Origin of the sequence: Streptomyces sp. NPDC046712 (genome assembly GCF_040645695.1) — a bacterium.
Classification (GTDB): Bacteria; Actinomycetota; Actinomycetes; order Streptomycetales; family Streptomycetaceae; genus Streptomyces.
Genome location: NZ_JBEYYW010000001.1, coordinates 16708 through 34690, shown reverse-complemented (window position 1 = coordinate 34690; position 17983 = coordinate 16708). Strand labels below are relative to the sequence as shown.

At 70.7% G+C, this 17983-nt stretch carries 13 protein-coding genes; 2 read left to right on the top strand and 11 right to left on the bottom strand.

Annotation, left to right across the window (positions count from 1 at the left end; genetic code table 11):
* Positions 1-10: 10 nt before the first annotated feature.
* From ABZ939_RS00150 to ABZ939_RS00110, 9 genes are all read right to left on the bottom strand, one after another.
* Positions 11-1114: a pseudouridine synthase gene (locus ABZ939_RS00150; protein ID WP_361846814.1), complete on the bottom strand. Its 1104-nt coding sequence runs from the start codon at positions 1112-1114 to the stop codon at positions 11-13.
* The gene (scpB, locus tag ABZ939_RS00145; RefSeq protein ID WP_361846811.1) at positions 1114-1722 is read right to left on the bottom strand and encodes an SMC-Scp complex subunit ScpB; all 609 of its coding nucleotides are present in this window, start codon (positions 1720-1722) and stop codon (positions 1114-1116) included. Before scpB ends, ABZ939_RS00150 begins: the two co-directional genes overlap by 1 nt.
* Positions 1719-3128, bottom strand: coding sequence for a segregation/condensation protein A (locus tag ABZ939_RS00140; RefSeq protein WP_361846808.1), 1410 nt, complete (start codon positions 3126-3128; stop codon positions 1719-1721). The genes scpB and ABZ939_RS00140 overlap by 4 nt, the downstream gene beginning before the upstream one ends.
* Before the next feature lie 45 nt (positions 3129-3173).
* Positions 3174-3668, bottom strand: a complete 495-nt coding sequence (locus tag ABZ939_RS00135) for a hypothetical protein (RefSeq protein ID WP_361846805.1) — start codon at positions 3666-3668, stop codon at positions 3174-3176.
* Entirely contained in the window at positions 3653-4696 is a 1044-nt protein-coding gene (locus ABZ939_RS00130; protein ID WP_361846802.1) for a ParA family protein, read from the bottom strand. The genes ABZ939_RS00135 and ABZ939_RS00130 overlap by 16 nt, the downstream gene beginning before the upstream one ends.
* A 440-nt stretch (positions 4697-5136) precedes the next feature.
* Positions 5137-6252 (bottom strand): alanine dehydrogenase, encoded by a 1116-nt coding sequence (gene ald / locus ABZ939_RS00125; protein ID WP_361846799.1) that lies wholly within the window; start codon positions 6250-6252, stop codon positions 5137-5139.
* 147 nt (positions 6253-6399) lie between these two features.
* A complete protein-coding gene (locus ABZ939_RS00120; protein ID WP_361846796.1) occupies positions 6400-8385 on the bottom strand; it encodes a tetratricopeptide repeat protein in 1986 nt (661 codons plus the stop codon).
* 170 nt (positions 8386-8555) lie between these two features.
* Positions 8556-9182, bottom strand: a complete 627-nt coding sequence (locus ABZ939_RS00115) for an NUDIX hydrolase (RefSeq protein WP_361846793.1) — start codon at positions 9180-9182, stop codon at positions 8556-8558.
* Between the two features lie 87 nt (positions 9183-9269).
* Positions 9270-10919 (bottom strand): CTP synthase, encoded by a 1650-nt coding sequence (locus tag ABZ939_RS00110; protein ID WP_361846790.1) that lies wholly within the window; start codon positions 10917-10919, stop codon positions 9270-9272.
* A gap of 402 nt (positions 10920-11321) precedes the next feature.
* Between ABZ939_RS00110 and ABZ939_RS00105 the strand changes: the two genes are divergently transcribed.
* Both ABZ939_RS00105 and ABZ939_RS00100 read left to right on the top strand, forming a co-directional pair.
* The gene (locus tag ABZ939_RS00105; protein ID WP_361846787.1) at positions 11322-13124 is read left to right on the top strand and encodes a glycoside hydrolase family 15 protein; all 1803 of its coding nucleotides are present in this window, start codon (positions 11322-11324) and stop codon (positions 13122-13124) included.
* A 141-nt stretch (positions 13125-13265) separates the two neighbouring features.
* On the top strand, positions 13266-14648 hold the full coding sequence (locus ABZ939_RS00100; protein ID WP_361846784.1) for an FAD-binding oxidoreductase: 1383 nt from the start codon (positions 13266-13268) through the stop codon (positions 14646-14648).
* Positions 14649-14655: 7 nt separating this feature from the next.
* On the opposite strand, the gene ABZ939_RS00095 is transcribed toward ABZ939_RS00100, so the two are convergent.
* Positions 14656-16281, bottom strand: a complete 1626-nt coding sequence (locus tag ABZ939_RS00095; RefSeq protein ID WP_361846781.1) for an NAD(P)/FAD-dependent oxidoreductase — start codon at positions 16279-16281, stop codon at positions 14656-14658.
* Positions 16282-16306: 25 nt separating this feature from the next.
* A complete protein-coding gene (locus ABZ939_RS00090; RefSeq protein WP_361846778.1) occupies positions 16307-17836 on the bottom strand; it encodes an APC family permease in 1530 nt (509 codons plus the stop codon).
* Positions 17837-17983 lie beyond the last annotated feature (147 nt).

Below are 17983 nucleotides of genomic sequence, written 5' to 3'. Positions count from 1 at the left end.
GGCGACGGGGCTACATGCCGACTTCCTTCATCAGCATGCCGACCTCGGTGTTGGTCAGCCGGCGCAGCCAGCCCGACTTCTGGTCGCCAAGGGCGATCGGGCCGAAGGCCGTGCGGACGAGCTTCTCGACCGGGAAGCCCGCCTCGGCGAGCATCCGGCGCACGATGTGCTTGCGGCCCTCGTGCAGCGTGACCTCGACCAGGTAGTTCTTGCCGATCTGCTCCACGACACGGAAGTGGTCGGCGCGGGCGTAGCCGTCCTCCAGCTGGATGCCCTCCTTGAGCCGCTTGCCGACCTCGCGCGGCAGCGGGCCCGTGATGGCGGCCAGGTAGGTCTTCTTCACGCCGTACTTCGGGTGCGTGAGGCGATGGGCCAGCTCACCGTGGTTGGTGAGGAGGATGATGCCCTCGGTCTCGGTGTCGAGGCGGCCGACGTGGAAGAGCCGGGTCTCGCGGTTGGTGACGTAGTCACCGAGGCACTGGCGGCCGTCCGGGTCCTCCATCGTGGAGACGACACCGGCCGGCTTGTTCAGCGCGAAGAAGATGTGCGACTGGGTCGCGACGGTGAGGCCGTCGACCTTGATCTCGTCCTTCTCCGGGTCCACGCGCATGCCCTGCTCGAGCACGATCTCGCCGTTGACCTCGACCCTGGCCTGCTCGATCAGCTCCTCGCAGGCACGCCGCGAGCCCATGCCGGCGCGGGCGAGCACCTTCTGCAGCCGCTCGCCCTCCTGCTCGGCGCCGGGGAAGGTCTTCGGGGTCTTGATCTCCGGCTTGTTCGCGTACCGCTCCCGGTTCCGCTCCTCCGTACGGGCGTCGTACTCGCGGGAGCGAGCCGGGGCCGTACGGCCGCCGCCGCGCTGCGGCGACTGCTTCGGTCCGCCCTTGGCGCCACCGCGGGCGGCGGAGCCACGGCCGCGCTTGGGGCCGTCGGAGGGGCCGCCGGAGCCGCCCACGTCGTAGCTGCGCTCCTCGGGGCGCGGCTTGCGCGGGCGACCGCCGCCCTGCCGGTCGTCGCGGCTGTTGCCGGCGCCCCGGTAATTGCCGCGGCCACCGCTGTTGCCACCACGGCTCCCGCCGTTGTTTCCGCTGTTCCTGCCGCTGCTGCTTCGCATCAAATGTCCGTCGTCTTGTCGTCTGCGTCTTCGTGATCCGGGAGGTCCGGGTCGAACGACGGGACCCCTTCCAGCGTCTCCGCCTCGATCGCGTCCGCCTCGGGGAGGAAGGGCGCGAGCTCCGGGAGCTCGTCCAGGCCGCGCAGGCCCATTCGCTCCAGGAAGTAGTTCGTCGTCCTGTACAGGATCGCACCTGTTTCGGGTTCCGCGCCCGCCTCCTCCACGAGACCGCGCTGGAGGAGGGTGCGCATGACGCCGTCGCAGTTGACTCCGCGGACCGCGGAGACCCTGGACCGGCTGACCGGCTGGCGGTACGCGACGACGGCGAGGGTCTCCAGGGCCGCCTGCGTGAGGCGGGCCTGCTGACCGTCGAGGACGAATGCCTCGACGGCCGGGGCGAACTCCGCGCGGGTGTAGAAACGCCAGCCACCGGCCACGAGGCGCAGCTCGAAGCCGCGGCCCTGGACGGTGTACTCGTCGGCGAGCTCGCGCAGTGCGTCGCCGACCTCGAGCGGGGTCCGCTCCAGGACCTTGGCGAGATGGGCCTCGGTGGCCGGCTCGTCGACGACCATGAGGACGGCTTCGAGGGCGGGCTTGAGGTCGCTCATGCCTTCTCCTCCCTTACTGCTTGATCGAACTCGTCGGTGACGGCCGCCTGGGCGTCCCCGCCGACCCAGGTGACGGTGAGCTCGCCGAGGGCGTCCTCCTGGTCGAGGGCGACGGCCTTCTCCCGGTAGAGCTCCAGGAGCGCGAGGAAGCGGGCGACGACGGTGAGGGTGCCGTCGGCGTCCTCGGTGAGCTCCCGGAAGCCGACCGACCCCCGCTCCTTGAGGAGGGCCACGACGATCTGCGCCTGCTCGCGGACGCTGACGAGCGGGGCGTGGATGTGGTCGACGTACACCTGCGGCTTGGCCCTGGGCTGCATGGCCTTGACGGCGAGCTTGGCGAAGCCCTCGGCGCCGATGGAGATGACGACCTCGGGGAGCAGTTCGGCGTGGTGGGCCTCGAGGCCGACGGTCCGGGGGTAGCGCCGGCCCTCGGTCTCCCAGCGGTCCTCGAAGATCGCGGCGATCTGCTTGTACGCGCGGTACTGCAGCAGCCGCGCGAAGAGCAGGTCCCTGGCCTCCAGGAGCGCGAGATCGGCCTCGTCCTCCACCTCGGCGGCGGGGAGCAGCCGGGCGGCCTTGAGATCGAGCAGCGTGGCGGCGACGACGAGGAACTCGGTGGTCTGATCGAGGTCCCAGTCGGGCCCCATGGCGCGGATGTGCGCCATGAACTCGTCGGTGACCTTGGAGAGGGCGACCTCGGTGACGTCGAGCTTGTGCTTCGAGATGAGCTGCAGCAGCAGATCGAAGGGCCCCTCGAAGTTCGCCAGCCGCACGGTGAAGCGCCCGTCGTCACCGCCGGGCCCGCCCTCGGCGGGGGCGCCGGGGGCGATCGCCTCGGCAGCGCCGGCGGTGCCCTCACGACCGGCCGGATCACCCGCGGAGCCGAGCACCGCGGGCGTCGCGCGCTGCCCGCCGGTCGGGCCGGCGGCCAGGAGCGTGTCCTCGGAAGCGTCGCCGACGCGCGGAGCGGCCAGGGCCACGCCGGTGGCCCGGTCGGCAGTCGTCTGCCCACCGACGTCCGATACGGGCGCGGTCTCGACGACGGACCCCGGGGTCTCGCCCGCCCGGTCCCGGGCGAGGGCCCGGTCGGCAGTCGTCTGCCCACCTGCGTCCGGTACGGGCGCCGCGGTCTCGACGACGGACCCTGGGGTCTCGCCCGCCTCGTCCCCGGCGCAGCGGGACCCGCCCTCCTGGACGACTTCCAGGACGGACGGGGTCTCGAAGGCCGCCTCCGGGGCCTCGACGTGGTCGGACCCGTGGTCGGACCCGTCGTCGGACCCGTCGTCGGACCGGGGCTCAGGAGCCGCGGGCTCCCCGGCGGGTGGCGTCGGGCGGGATGCGCCCGGGCCGCGGCCCAGGGCGCGGCGGCGGGCTGGGCGGGACGTTTCGTCGGGGGGCGGGGGCATCGGTGTCCAGGGAGGAGCGGGGGTGCGGCAGCCCGCAGGCTATCGTCAGCGGCCGCGCAGGCGGCGCACGAGGATGCTCGCGTCGCCCCGGGACTCCAGGTCCGCCAGGACCACCGCGACCGCCTCACGGACGATCCGGCCCCGGTCCACGGCGAGCCCGTGCTCGCCACGGAGCACCAGACGCGCGTGCTCCAGGTCCATCAGCTCCTCGGCGGAGACGTAGACCGTGATCTTCTCGTCGTGCCGCTCACGCCCGCTCGGCCGCCGGTTCGGCGACCTGCCGCGGCGGCGCGCCGGTGCGGGCTCCGCCGTGCGGGCCCGAGGCTCCCCCTGCTCCGCGGGCTCGGCCGCCGAGTGCTCCGCGGACGAACCCGAGCCGGAGGATCCCTCCGCCGCCGCCTCCGTGTCGCTCTCGCCCGCCGGAGCCGGCACCCGGGCGGCGGCCGTCTCGCCCCTGCGGGGCGAGGAGGACTGCAGCGCCATCCCCCCGGTCGTACGGAACAGTTCGTCGGCGCCGGGCAGACTCACTCGGCGTGACACCGGGCGAGCACCTCCCTGGCGAGCTGGCGATAGGCGGCGGCACCCACCGAGTTCGACGCGTAGGTCGTGATCGGCTCACCGGCGACCGTGGTCTCCGGAAAGCGCACGGTCCGGCCGATCACCGTGTGGTACACGTGGTCGTCGAAGGCCTCGACGACCCGCGCGAGCACCTCACGGCTGTGCACGGTCCGGGAGTCGTACATCGTGGCGAGGATGCCGTCGAGCTCGAGCTCGGGGTTGAGCCGCTCCTGGACCTTCTCGATCGTCTCGGTCAGCAGGGCCACACCGCGCAGCGCGAAGAACTCGCATTCCAGCGGCACGATGACCTTGTGAGCCGCCGTCAGCGCGTTCACGGTCAGCAGACCGAGCGAGGGCTGACAGTCGATCACGATGTAGTCGTAGTCGTTCATCAGCGGCTTCAGGGCACGCTGGAGCGTGGACTCGCGCGCGACCTCGCTGACCAACTGCACCTCGGCCGCAGACAAATCGATATTGCTGGGCAGCAGGTCCATGTTGGGCACAGCGGTCTTGAGCAGCACCTCGTCCGCCGACATGCCCCGCTCCATGAGCAGGTTGTAGACGGTGAGGTCGAGCTCCATCGGGTTCACACCGAGACCGACCGACAGGGCTCCCTGCGGGTCGAAGTCGACGAGCAGCACCCGCCGCCCGTACTCCGCGAGCGCGGCGCCCAGGTTGATGGTCGACGTGGTCTTGCCGACGCCGCCCTTCTGGTTGCACATCGCGATGATCTTCGCGGGTCCGTGATCGGTCAGCGGGCCCGGGATCGGGAAGTACGGCAGGGGCCGTCCGGTGGGGCCGATCCGCTCGCGGCGCTGCCGGGCAGCGTCCGGTGCGAGGGTGGCCGCGTACTCCGGGTCGGGCTCGTACTCGGCGTCGGGATCGTAGAAGTGCCCCTCGGGCACCTCGTCGTAGGCGGCGAAGTGGGTGGACTCTCGGCCACTCTCGTTGCCGGCCGTGGCGTTCACGTGTAGGCCGTCCATCATCTTCATCGTGTGGTCTGTCGTCATGGGCTGAGGCGTCGCGTTGGTCGCGAAGGTGCGGACAGCGACGGAGCCGACAGGGATTCCTGGCTGTCCGCCCCCGGGAGTAAATGTCGACTCATTCACAAGTCGTCTTACCTCCTTGGATGTGACCAGGAACATTTATCGATAGGTCAGCGTGGCACCATGCCGACGGTTGGCGACTCTATGGCGTGTCACCGCTCCGCAGCAACACAATCCGCCGGACCCGGCCCGATGTGTCGGCAACCGAACACCCCTCTGTCAAGGGTGCGCAGCCATGCATCCGTACGTTTCAGGGGTGTGCGAAACGGTTAAAGGGTTACGTTCGAGGCGAGTTGAACAAGGCCCCCCAAGTGGCCGGAAGCACATCCGGCCGGACCTTGGTGCACAAGGTCCGGCCGGATGTGTGAGGTTGACGGCGCGCGTTGACGCCCCGTCCAAGAGCGTCAGCCCAGGAGGCTGTTCAGGTCGACGTGCTCGAGACCGTGAGCCTCGGCGACCTCCTTGTAAATGACCTTGCCGTCATGGGTGTTGAGGCCCAGGGCGAGCGCGGAGTCGCGGCGCAGCGCCTCGACCCAGCCGTTGTTCGCCAGCGACACGATGTAGGGCAGCGTGGCGTTGGTGAGGGCGTACGTGGAGGTGTTCGGCACCGCGCCCGGCATGTTGGCGACGCAGTAGAAGACCGAGTTGTGGACCTGGAAGGTCGGCTCGGCGTGGGTGGTCGGGTGCGAGTCCTCGAAGCAGCCGCCCTGGTCGATCGCAATGTCGACAAGGACACTTCCGGGCTTCATCTTGGCGACGAGCTCGTTGGTGACCAGCTTCGGGGCCTTGGCGCCCGGGATGAGGACGGCGCCGATGACGAGGTCGGCCTCGATGACGGCCTTCTCCAGCTCGAAGGCGTTGGAGACGATCGTCTTCACCTTGGTGCCGAAGATCTTGTCGGCCTCGCGGAGCTTGTTGATGTCACGGTCGAGCAGGGTCACGTGGAAGCCCATGCCGACGGCGATCTGGGTGGCGTTCCAGCCGGAGACGCCGCCGCCGATGACGACGCACTCGCCGGCGTGGGTGCCGGGGACGCCGCCGGGGAGCACGCCACGGCCGCCGACCGAGCGCATCAGGTGGTAGGCGCCGACCTGCGGGGCCAGGCGGCCCGCGACCTCGGACATCGGGGCGAGCAGCGGCAGCGCGCGGTTCGCGGTCTCGACGGTCTCGTACGCGATGGCGGTGGTGCCGGACTCCAGCAGGGCGTCCGTGCACTCGCGGGACGCGGCGAGGTGCAGGTAGGTGAAGAGCGTCTGGTCCTTGCGGAGGCGGTGGTACTCCTCCGCGATGGGCTCCTTGACCTTCAGCAGCAGGTCGGCCGTGGCCCAGACCTCGTCGGCGGTGGCCAGGATCTCGGCGCCGGCGGAGACGTACTCCTCGTCCGTGATCGAGGAGCCGACACCGGCGTTCTGCTCGACGAAGACCTGGTGGCCGTTGCGGACGAGCTCGTGGACACCGGCGGGGGTGATGGCCACGCGGAACTCGTTGTTCTTGACCTCGCGGGGGATGCCGACCTTCATCGTCGATCACGGTCCTTGAATCAGGGGGATAACTGGGGGCAATGCGATACATACCCGCATGCACTGCGGCGCACCGGGACAGACCGCGGTCGAACGCGGCGCACCCAGTCTAATGAAGGAGTTCCCCCTGTCTAGCCTTGCAAAGCATTAATCTTCGACAGAAGCACTACGGATTTCGCAGGCGGAAGCTTCACTTCCCAGGAGCCTTTCGGCCGCGGACCGGTGCAATCGGGCCGCTGCGGGGTCGCCGAGCCGGTCGAGCGTGTCGGCCAGCCTGAGCTGCAGCGCGGCCTGGAGCCGTACGTCCTGGGCGCGCCGGGCCCACTCCACCGCCTCCTCGCAGGTCCGCAGGGATTCCTCGGGCCGGCCGGCGTACTCCTGGACCCGGGCCGCCTCGCTCAACGCCCGCGCGTAGCCGGGCAGATCGGCGAGCCGCCGGTACCCCGCGGCGGCGGCTCGCCAGTTCCGCAGGGCCTCGCCGTAGCGGCCCGCATAGGTCTGCACCGCGCCGAGCCGTGCGTACAGCCGGGCCTGGTCGGCCCGCTCGTCGCGGGCCAGGCGCTGGGCGAGCGCGCGGCCGTACCAGTCGCCGGCCCGCTGCCAGTCCCCGAGCTCCTGGTAGGAACCGCCTACGGATTCCATCGCCCGGCCGATCGCGTACGGGTCGTTCGCTGCCCTTCCGGCGTCCAGAGCGGTCCGGTAGCGGGCCAGGGCGTCCTGGGTACGGCCGGTCTTGGCGTCGAGATCGGCGAGGTTCAGCAGCGCGGCGGCCCGCTCCCGGTGCAGCCCGCGCCGCTCGGCCACGTCCAGGACCAGCCGGTGCAGGCCGTACAGCTCGGGCGCCGCGGCCTCCGCGCCCCGGTGCGCCGTCTCGGCCCTGACCAGGGCGGCGACGAGCCGGCGTGCCAGGGTGTCGAGCTCGCCGTCGGCGACGGCGAGACGGGCGGAGGCGAGCAGCACGGGCCGCCGGCTCGCCAGCCACTCGGCGGCGGAGGGCACGTTCGGGAAGCGCAGGGCACGGGGCAGCCCGGCGAGCTTCTTGCGGGCGGGGGATCCCTCGGGCTCGGTCACGGCCCGGCAGGACTGGAGGAGCCGGACGGTCCGCTCCAGCATCCGGGCCCGGGCGAGCTGCACCTCGGCGGGGCGGTCGCGCTCCTCCATCTCCGCGCGCAGGAGGGGGACGAGATGGCCCGGGACCTCGTACTGACCGTCCCCGCGGTCCGTGACAAGGCCCAGGGAGACGAAGCCGCCCAGGGTGCCGGCGGCCGCCGAGACGGAGCAGCCGGCCAGGGCGGAGGCGGTGTGCGCGTCGGCGCGGCCGAGGGGGGCGAGGGCGAGGAATCGCAGTATCCGGGCGGCGGGCTGGGCGAGCGACTCGTGGGCCAGCCGGAACGTGCGGGAGAGCGGGTCTCCGGAGAGGGCGCGCAGCCGCTTGGCCAGGTCGGCGACGGAGGCCTTGGGGCGGGCGGCGAGCCAGCCGCCGGCGAGGACGACGGCGGCGGGCTGGCCGCCGCACTCCTCGGCCAGGGTCTCGGCGGCCTGCGGGTCGACCGTCACCCGGACGGAACCGGTGTAGGTGGTGAGCAGCTCGATCGCCGACTTGGGGTCGAGGCCGCCGAGGGTGCACGGGCGGACGTCGGGGATCCCGGTCAGCGGTCCTCTGGCCACGGCGACGACGAGGGCGTCGGGGTTGTCGGGGATGAGGGGGTCGACCTGCTCGGCGTCGACGGCGTCGTCGAGGACGAGGACGGTACGGCGTTCGGCGAGGGCCTCGCGGACCAGCTCGGTCAGCTCGTCCTCGGCGGCGCCGGGGGGTTCGGCGACGTCCAGGTCCTGGAGCAGGCCCTGGGCGACGCGCGCGGTGGGAACCGGGTCGCCGCCCGGCTCGGTCAGCCGGGCGCGGAACACCCCGTCGGGGTAGGCGGCCACGAGCCCGGCGACGAGCTCCTCGGCGAGCGCGGTCCGCCCCGAGCCGGGACGGCCCGCGATCAGGAGGACGCGCGCGCGGGGGGCCTTGCGGCCGGCGAGGGTGTCGAGTCCGGTCCGTTCGATGTCGGCGCGCAGGGCTTTCAACTCCCGCTGCCGCCCGAAGAAGTTCCGCACCCCGCCCGCTGCCACCGCCTGATCCGTCACGGGCCACGCTCCCGTCCACCTGCGCACGAGCCGATCCCGCGGGGGGCTCCGCACGGGCGATCCCGAGCGTAGTTCAGCGCATGTGCCGGACCCGGCGGAGCAGGGCGGACAGTTCCCCCGATCGGATCAGCAGATCTTCAGACCGGCCACGCCCGCCGACGGGGTGGGGGCTACGCCTCGAAAGGTCGCGCAGGCCAGGGGGCGGTCGCCGGCCGCAGGGCGTCGAGGCCCTCGCCCGAGCGGGCCGCCGTCAGCGAAAGGACGCCCACCACCAGGCAGTTGTTGTGCAGCTCCCCCGCCAGCACGCCCTTCACCAGGTCCGCCAGCGGCACACGGGCCAGCTCCATGTCCGCCTCTTCCTCCGCGACCGCGAAGCGTTCGCCCTCCGCCTCCGACAGATGCCGCGCCAGGAAGATCCGTACCGCCTCGTCGCAGCCGCCGGGCGTCGTGTAGACGTCGGCCAGGACCCGCCAGTCCTCGGCCTTGACGTGCGCCTCCTCGTACAGTTCGCGTTGCGCGGCGTGCAGCGGGTTCTCCCCCGGCACGTCGAGGAGCCCCGCCGGGATCTCCCACAGCTTCTGCTTGACGGGGTGCCGGTACTGCTTGAGCAGCAGCACCCGGTCCTGGTCGTCGAGGGCGAGGACCGCCACCGAACCGGGGTGGACCTGGTAGTCGCGGCGCGCGACCGTGCCGTCGGGCATGACCACGTCGTCCGCACGGACACTCGTCTTCTTTCCCTGGAACGGGGTCGTCGTCGCGACGACCTGCCACTCCTCGGGGGTGTCCTGCAACTCCATCTGCGTCCTCCCACACACGAGCCACACACGAAAGCCGGGGTACGCGTCCCGAAAGGACCCGTACCCCGGCAACGTTAACGCCTCGTACTACTTGCCCGTCTTGCGCTCCACAGCGGCCTTGACCAGGCCGGCGAAGAGCGGGTGCGGACGCGTCGGACGCGAGCGCAGCTCCGGGTGGGCCTGGGTCGCGACCAGGTAGGGGTGCACCTCGCGCGGGTACTCGACGTACTCGACGAGCTTGTTGTCCGGGGAGGTGCCCGAGAAGACGAGGCCCGCCTTCTTCTCCAGCTCGGCGCGGTAGGCGTTGTTCACCTCGTAGCGGTGACGGTGGCGCTCCTCCACGTACGGCTGGTCGTCGTAGACCTCACGGACGATCGAGCCCTCGGCGAGCTTCGCCGGGTAGAGGCCCAGGCGCATCGTTCCGCCCAGGTCGCCGGCGCCCTCGACGTACGCGAGCTGCTCCTCCATCGTGGAGACGACGGGGTGCGCGGTCGCGGCGTCGAACTCGGTGGAGTTCGCCTCCGGGATGTCGGCCAGGTTCCGCGCGGCCTCGATGACGATGCACTGCAGGCCCAGGCAGATGCCGAGCAGCGGCACCTTGTTCTCACGGGCGTACTGGATCGCACCGATCTTGCCGTTGACGCCGCGGTCGCCGAAGCCGCCGGGGATCAGGATCGCGTCGACGTCGCCCAGCTGCTTCTTCGCGCCGGCCGCGGTCTTGCAGTCGTCGGAGGTGACCCACTTGACCTTGACCCGCGCCTTGTTGGCGAAGCCGCCGGCCCGCATGGCCTCGGTGATCGAGAGGTACGCGTCGGGCAGGTCGATGTACTTGCCGACGAGCGCGACGGTGACCTCGTGCTCCGGGTTGTGGACGCGGTCCAGCAGGTCGTCCCAGGTGGACCAGTCCACGTCGCGGAACGGCAGGTCGAGCTTGCGCACGACGTAGGCGTCCAGGCCCTCGGTGTGCAGCACCTTGGGGATGTCGTAGATCGACTTGGCGTCGATGGCGGCGACGACGGCGGCCTCGTCCACGTCGCACATCAGCGAGATCTTGCGCTTGATGGCGGTGGGGACCTCGCGGTCGGCACGCAGCACGATGGCGTCCGGCTGGATACCGATGTTGCGCAGCGCGGCGACGGAGTGCTGGGTCGGCTTGGTCTTCAGCTCGCCGGAGGGGCCGATGTAGGGCAGCAGCGAGATGTGGACGACGAAGACGTTGTCGCGGCCGACCTCGTGGCGGACCTGGCGGACGGTCTCCAGGAACGGCAGCGACTCGATGTCGCCGACCGTGCCGCCGACCTCGGTGATGACCACGTCGACGTCGTCGGTCGCCATGCGGCGGATCCGGGACTTGATCTCGTTGGTGATGTGCGGGATGACCTGGACGGTGTCGCCGAGGTACTCGCCGCGCCGCTCCTTGGCGATGACCTGCGAGTAGACCTGGCCGGTGGTGACGTTGGCCGAGCCGTCGAGGTCGACGTCGAGGAAGCGCTCGTAGTGGCCGATGTCCAGGTCGGTCTCGGCGCCGTCGTTGGTGACGAACACCTCGCCGTGCTGGAACGGGTTCATCGTGCCGGGGTCGACGTTCAGGTACGGGTCGAGCTTCTGCATCGTGACCCGCAGGCCCCGCGCCTTGAGGAGCGCACCCAGGCTGGAGGCGGTCAGGCCCTTGCCGAGGGAGGAGGCGACACCCCCGGTGACGAAGATGTGCTTGGTCGTCGTGGTTTTGGGCGGCATCGCCAAGAGGGGGCTCCCGTGGTCGCGTTCTGGAGGTGCGTTCCGGCGTTCCCTCCGCAAGAATCGGGGGGTGCCGTCGCTGCGGTTGCGGGGGCTCGGCTGTCGCCGTTTCCCACCGGTCCACGGGGTACCAGGGTATCAGCGACAACGGGAGACCGCTTCCGGCCACACGGGGCAGTCGGGTGCACACGGACGGCGACGTGACCTCCGGCAAGCGGTCGCACCGGGGTCGTCACGGCGTCAAGCCTTGCTCACCCGATCGGCGCAATGGCGTTACAAGTGTGCGATGCTCCGCGTCGTATCCTGCTCGGACACTCGCCGCCGATCGTCAACATCAGTTGACCGCTGACCTGTAGCAAGCGCCCTGCGGGGCGGACGTGGCCGTTCGACTGGAGAAAGCACGTGGCCGGGCGCATCGAGGATTACGCACTCATCGGGGACATGCAGACCGCCGCCCTCGTCTGCCGGGACGGCAGTGTCGACTGGCTGTGCCTCCCCCGCTTCGACTCGCATGCCGTCTTCGCGGGGCTTCTCGGCACCGAGGAACACGGCTTCTGGCGGGTCGGTCCCGCCGGGCCGAACGGCGCTGCCCCGGCACCCGCCGACCGCCGCCGCTACCGCGGCGACTCGCTCATCCTGGAGTCCGAGTGGGACACCCCGCGCGGCACGGTCCGGGTGACCGACTTCATGCCCCCGCGCGACGGCGCTCCGCAGCTGATCCGGATCGTGGAGGGCCTCTCCGGCCGGGTCCAGATGCGCTCCGCGCTGCGGATGCGGTTCAGCTACGGGCGTGTGGTGCCGTGGGTCCACAAGGTCGGGGACCGCACGGTCGCCGTCGCGGGCCCCGACTCGGTGTGGCTGGACATGGACGCCGAGACGCACGGCAAGGACCTCACGACGTACTCCGAGTTCACCGTCACGCCCGGCGACCGGATCACGTTCACGCTCAGCTGGCAGCCCTCGCACAAGGAGCCGCCGCCGCTGCCGGACCCGGAGGGTTCGCTGGAGGCGACCGTCGACTTCTGGCGTGAGTGGGTGGAGCACTGCACGTACCACGGCCCGTACCGCGAAGCCGTCGTCCGCTCGCTGATCACGCTGAAGGCGCTGACGTACGCGCCCACCGGCGGCATCGTCGCCGCGCCGACCACCTCCCTGCCGGAGGAGATCGGCGGCGTACGGAACTGGGACTACCGCTACACCTGGCTGCGCGACGCGGCGATCACGCTGTCGTCGATGCTGCGCACCGGCTACCGCGAGGAGGCCCGCGCCTGGCGGGACTGGCTGCTCCGCGCGGTCGCGGGCGACCCGGAGAACCTGCAGATCATGTACGGGATCGCGGGTGAGCGCGAGCTCGGCGAGGCCGAGCTGGACTGGCTGCCGGGGTACGAGAACTCGGGCCCGGTCCGGGTGGGCAACGGGGCCGCCAACCAGCTTCAGCTGGATGTGTACGGCGAGGTCACCGAGGCCCTGCACCTGGCCCACATGACGGGTCTGTCCCGCAACGACTACGCCTCGCTGCTCCAGCTGAAGCTGATCCGGTACCTGGAGACGCACTGGGACCAGCCCGACGAGGGCATCTGGGAGGTGCGCGGCCCGCGTCGGCACTTCGTGCACTCCAAGGTCATGGCCTGGGTGGCGGTCGACCGCACGATCAAGCTCATCGAGTCCGGGGACGCCGACGGCCCGCTGGAGCGCTGGCGCGAGCTGCGCGACGAGATCCACCGGGACGTCTGCGAGAAGGGCTACGACAAGGAGCGGAACACCTTCACGCAGTCGTACGGCTCCAAGGAGCTGGACGCCTCGCTGCTGCTCATTCCGCAGATGGGCTTCCTGCCGCCGGACGACAAGCGGGTCATCGGCACCATCGAGGCGATCCAGCGGGAGCTGTCCACGGAGGACGGCTTCGTGCTGCGGTATCCGACCGCGGGCGAGGAGGCCGGCGTGGACGGCCTGGAGGGCGACGAGGGCGCGTTCCTCGCCTGCTCGTTCTGGCTCGCCGACGACCTGGCGATGATCGGGCGGGTCGACGAGGCCCGCAAGCTCTTCGAGAGGCTGCTCGCGCTCCGCAACGACCTGGGTCTCCTCGCGGAGGAGTGGGACCCGCGGCTGCAGCGGCAGGTGGGCAACTTCCCGCAGGCGTTCAGCCACGTGCCGCTGATCGACACGGCGCTGCGGCTGACGGCGAGCGGGGCGTACGGCGGGTGATCCGCGCGTACGGCGGGGATCACCCGCCGTACGGCGGACGTGCGGCCGGTGATCGGCCCGTTCTGGGGTTGAGGCGCGGGGAACCGCCTACCGGAATACGCTGAAAGGGTCCTGTCCCCCCGAGGAAAGGGGGGCACTCCCATGGCTCCCCACGTGTCCGAAAGCGCCCTGGCCGGACTGGTCGAGGACCTGGCCGGTGAGGTGCTCGTCCCCGGCGATCCGGGCTACGACGGGGCCCGCGCCCTCCACAACGGCATGATCGACCGGCGTCCGGCCGTGATCGCCCAGTGTGCGACCCAGGCGGACGTGTCCAACGCGATCCTCTTCGGCCGCGAGGCGGAACTGCCGATCGCGGTGCGCGGTGGCGGTCACAGCGTCGCCGGGACCTCCGTGGTCGACGGCGCGCTGGTCGTCGATCTGCGCCGGATGCACGCCGTGGTCGCCGACCCGGAGAACATGACGGCACGGGTCGAGGGCGGCGCGTTGATGAGCCATCTGGACCACGCCTGCCAGCCGTTCCATGTCGCGACGACGGGTGGGCGGGTGTCCACCACCGGGGTCGGCGGCTTCACGCTGGGCGGCGGATCGGGCTGGCTGGAGCGGAAGTTCGGGCTCGCCTGCGACAACCTCCTCGCCGCCGAGCTGATCACCGCCGAGGGCAAGCACGTGCACACGGACGCCGAGGAGAACCCGGAGCTGTTCTGGGCGCTGCACGGCGGCGGCGGGAACTTCGGCGTGGCGACCTCGCTCACCCTGCGACTGCACAAGCTGCCGGAGATGAGCGTCGCTATGCTCTTCTTCCTGCCCGAGTCCGCTCCCGAGGTGGTACGCACCGCTCGGGACCTGGGCGAGTCCGCCCCGGACGAGGTGGGCGGCGGCGTCATCTACTTCCCGGCGCCGCCCGAGCCGTTCGTCCCCGAGCATCTCGTCGGCAAGCTGGTCTGCGCTGCGATGTTCACCTGTGCGGGTCCGGTGGCCGAGGTCCGTGAGCTGGCGGCGCCGCTGTTCGCCCTGAAACCCGCGTTCGAGGTCGTCACGAACATCGCCTACACGGATCTCCAGTGCATGATCGACGACCCGCCGGGGCTGCGGAACTACTGGTCGGCGGAGTATCTGAGCGGTTTCCCGGACGAGGCGGTGGACGTCTTCTGTGCCCGGGCCGAGCAGATCCCGATGCCGACGGCCACCCAGCAGGTGCTGTTCCTGATGGGCGGCGCGGTGGCGGCCGGCCCCGCCGACTACCCGATTCCGTGGCGCTCCGCGCCCTGGGCCGTCCACCCCTTCGCCACGTGGGAGAACCCGGCGGACGACGAGCGGACCGTCCAGTGGGTCCGGGACGTACGGGCCGATGTGAGGCCGTGGTCGACCGGAGCCGTGTATCTCAACTTCATCGGCTCCGAGGGCGAGGAGCGGGTCGTCGCGGGCTTCGGTGCCGAGAACTACCGCCGGCTCGCCGCCGTCAAGGCCGAGTACGACCCCGACAACGTCTTCCGCTTCAACCACAACATCACACCGGCCGCCTGACGCTCCCTCAGCTCAGGGCGGCGATCACCTCCCGCGCGGCCCGCTCGCCCTCGGTGGCGCCGCCCTCCATGAAGCCCTGGAAGTCGTAGCTGCAGTGCTCGCCGCCGATGTGGACATTGCCCTGGGCGGTGCCCTCGTACCCGGCGTACCGGTGCAGATAGCCGACCGGCCAGCAGGAGTACGCACCCAGGGCGTACGGGTTGCGGTGCCAGGCGGAGAGCTGGGCGCGGCCCGTGTACGCCTGGGAGGTGCCGGGGAAGAAGGCGTCGATGCCGCCCAGGTAGCGGGTCACGAGACTCCGTACATAGGGGTCGGACTCGGTGGAGAACGGCCCGGTCGGCGTCAGGGCCTTGGCGAGGCTGCCGCCGCCGTACTGGATGAGGATGCCTCCCGTACCGCCCTGGATCTTGGTGGTGTCCCAGGTCTGCTGGACCTCGGTGTCGGTGAAGCAGTCACCGGCCGAGACGCCGGGCCAGGCGCCGGTGCCGCGCCACGGGCGGGTGCCGAACTGCATGTTGAGCTTGGTGCAGTACCCCATCCGGGCGTCCCGCAGCAGGTTCTTCATCAGCGGGTCGAACCCAGCCTGGGTGAGGTCGAGTTGTTTCAGGATCGGCAGGGGCAGGCACAGGACGGTGTGGTCGGCGGTGACGGTGCGGGTGGCGCCGGCCTCGGTGAAGGTCAGGGTCTGTGTGCCGTCGGCGTTGGCGCGTACGGCGGTCAGGGACCAGCCCTGGCGCAGGGTGCCGGGGGCGAGGGCGCCCGCGATGGCGTTGGGGAGCCGGTCGTTGCCTCCGGTGATGTGGTAGCGCTCGTTGGAGAGTCCCCAGATGTTGAAGTGGCCCGGATTGGTCTGGTAGCCCATGAGCAGGACGAGGGCGAGCGAGGACTGTTCGGTGGTGTCGGCGCCGTACTCGACGTTGTAGGCGACGTCGATGAACCGGCCGAGCGGCGAGGAGTGCCCGCCGGGGACCCGGGACTCGATCCACTCGTATATCGACATGTTGTCGAGCGCGGTGCCGGTGGGGGTGGTCTGGTTCCACATGACCTCCCCCGCCTCGGACAGGTCGCGGCGCAGCGCCTGGTAGACCGCCTTGAAGTCCTCGTCGGCCTGGTGGCGCGGGTAGTAGGCGCCGTTGAACCAGAGGACCTCCTCGGCGCCGGTGGGGCCGCCGCCGAGGAAGTCCTCCACGGGGAGGTCGAAGCGGCGGCAGAGCTCGAGGATCTTCTTGTGGCTGGTGTCGATGAGCTCACCGCCGATCTCGGAGGTCTGCCCGTACGCCCAGTGGCTGCGCTGGGTCCACATACGGCCGCCGACGCGGGAGGGGTTGGCCTCGTAGAGCGTCGGTTTCACGCCCGCGTCCTGGAGGGTGAGGGCGGCGGTGAGACCGGAGATGCCGGCGCCGACGACGGCGACGCGGGCGGGGGTCACGGCCCGTGCCACCGCGGGCCGGGCGACGGCCGCGCCCGCGGAGACGGCGACCCCGGCCGCGGCGGCGTACTTCAGGAGGGAGCGCCGTCCGAGCGAGTCGGACCTCATCTCTCTCAACTCGTCGACGGGAACGTTCAGCCGTCGGGCGTCGGCGTGCTCGGCGGCCAGCTTCTTCAGGAGGTGCATCGGGTTGGTGCGTGCCATGGGGCGCTCCTGGGGAGGGGTGGGATCAGCTCTGGGGTACGGCGGCGGGAGCGGGCTGCTCGATCTCGTCGGTGCGCTCGGTCGCGTCCTCCAGGACGATCCGGCCGATGATCTCGTAGCGCTCGGGCTGCCTGGCCTTCAGGTAGAAGCCGAGACCGAGGCCGCCGAAGAAGACCGCTCCGACGATCCACGGGATCGCCTTGAAGAAGAGCGAGTCGGCGGCGAGCCCCGCCGCGGTCTCCATGTTCATGATCAGCAGCACGACCACGGCGGTCATCCCGATGCCGCCGAGCAGGGGCGCGGTGAGCGTCTTGAACCAGTGCCGGTCCTCCGGGTGGTTCTTGCGGAAGTACCCGATGACGGCGAAGGAGCAGAGCGTCTGGACGATCAGGATCGCCATCGTGCCGAGGATCGCGAGCAGCGTGTACAGGTGGATGTACGGGTCCTGGCCGGTGAGCCAGAACGCGCCGACGAGCAGCACGGCGATGGCGCTCTGGACGTAGGAGGCGATGTACGGGGAGCCGTGCTTGGCGTGGGTCCGGCCGAGGGCCGGGTGGAGGAAGCCCTCGCGGCCGATGGCGTAGAGGTAGCGGGAGGCGCACTGGTGGAAGGCCATGCCGCAGGCGAAGGAGCCGGTGAGCAGCAGCCACTGGAAGGCGTCGACGGCCCAGGCGCCGATGAAGGACTGGGTGGGGGCGAAGAACAGGTCGAGGGGCGTGGCGGAGGAGGACAGCTTCACGGAGGCGGAGAGCCCGTTGCCGGCGATCGTCATCCAGGAGACGTAGATGTAGAAGAGGCCGACGCCGACGACGGAGATGAGGGTCGCTCGGGGGATGACGCGCTTGGGGTCGCGGGACTCCTCGCCGTACATCGCGGTCGACTCGAAGCCGACCCAGGACCAGAAGGCGAAGAAGAGACCGAGCCCGGCGGACGCGCCGGTGAAGGCGTTCTTGGGGTTGATCGGCTCGACAGGGATGCCGTCGGGGCCGCCGCCGGAGATCAGGACGGCGGTGGCGACCGCGAAGAGGACGGCGATCTCGGCGATCAGCATCACGCCGAGCGCCTTGGCGGTGAGGTTGATGTCGAAGTACGCGAGGACGGCGGTGACGGCGAGCATCGCCGCCGCGTACACGATCCACGGCAGGTCCACACCGAGCTGATCGGCGACCGTCGTCTTGGTGAAGTACGCGAAGACGCCGACGATCGAGGCCTCGAAGACGATGTACGCGAGGACGGCGAGCATGCCCGAGGCCATGCCGGCGATCCGGCCGAGGCCGTGCGAGATGTAGCCGTAGAAGGCGCCGGCGGCGGTGATCCGCTTGGCCATGGCGACGTAGCCGACCGAGAAGACGGTCAGGACGAGCGTCGCGAAGAGATAGCCGGCCGGGGCGCCGGTGCCGTTGCCGAAGCCGACGGCGATGGGGAGGTTGCCGGTCATCGCCGTGATCGGGGCCGCGGTGGCGACGGCCATGAAGACGACGCCGACGAGGCCGACCGAGTTCGCCTTGAGCCGGTGCACCTCGGGGGTGGAGGTGGGAGTGGGGTTCTCTGCCATGGCCGGAAAGGATCCTCCGGGGTGACGTACGCCACAATCGACATGCGGTCGCACAATTGGCCTATTGGGGCGACGAGTTGTCGACGGGATGGACGATCTGTCGGGTCTCGTGACCGCCGGGTGATGTCGCCGAAACATGTCCGGAGG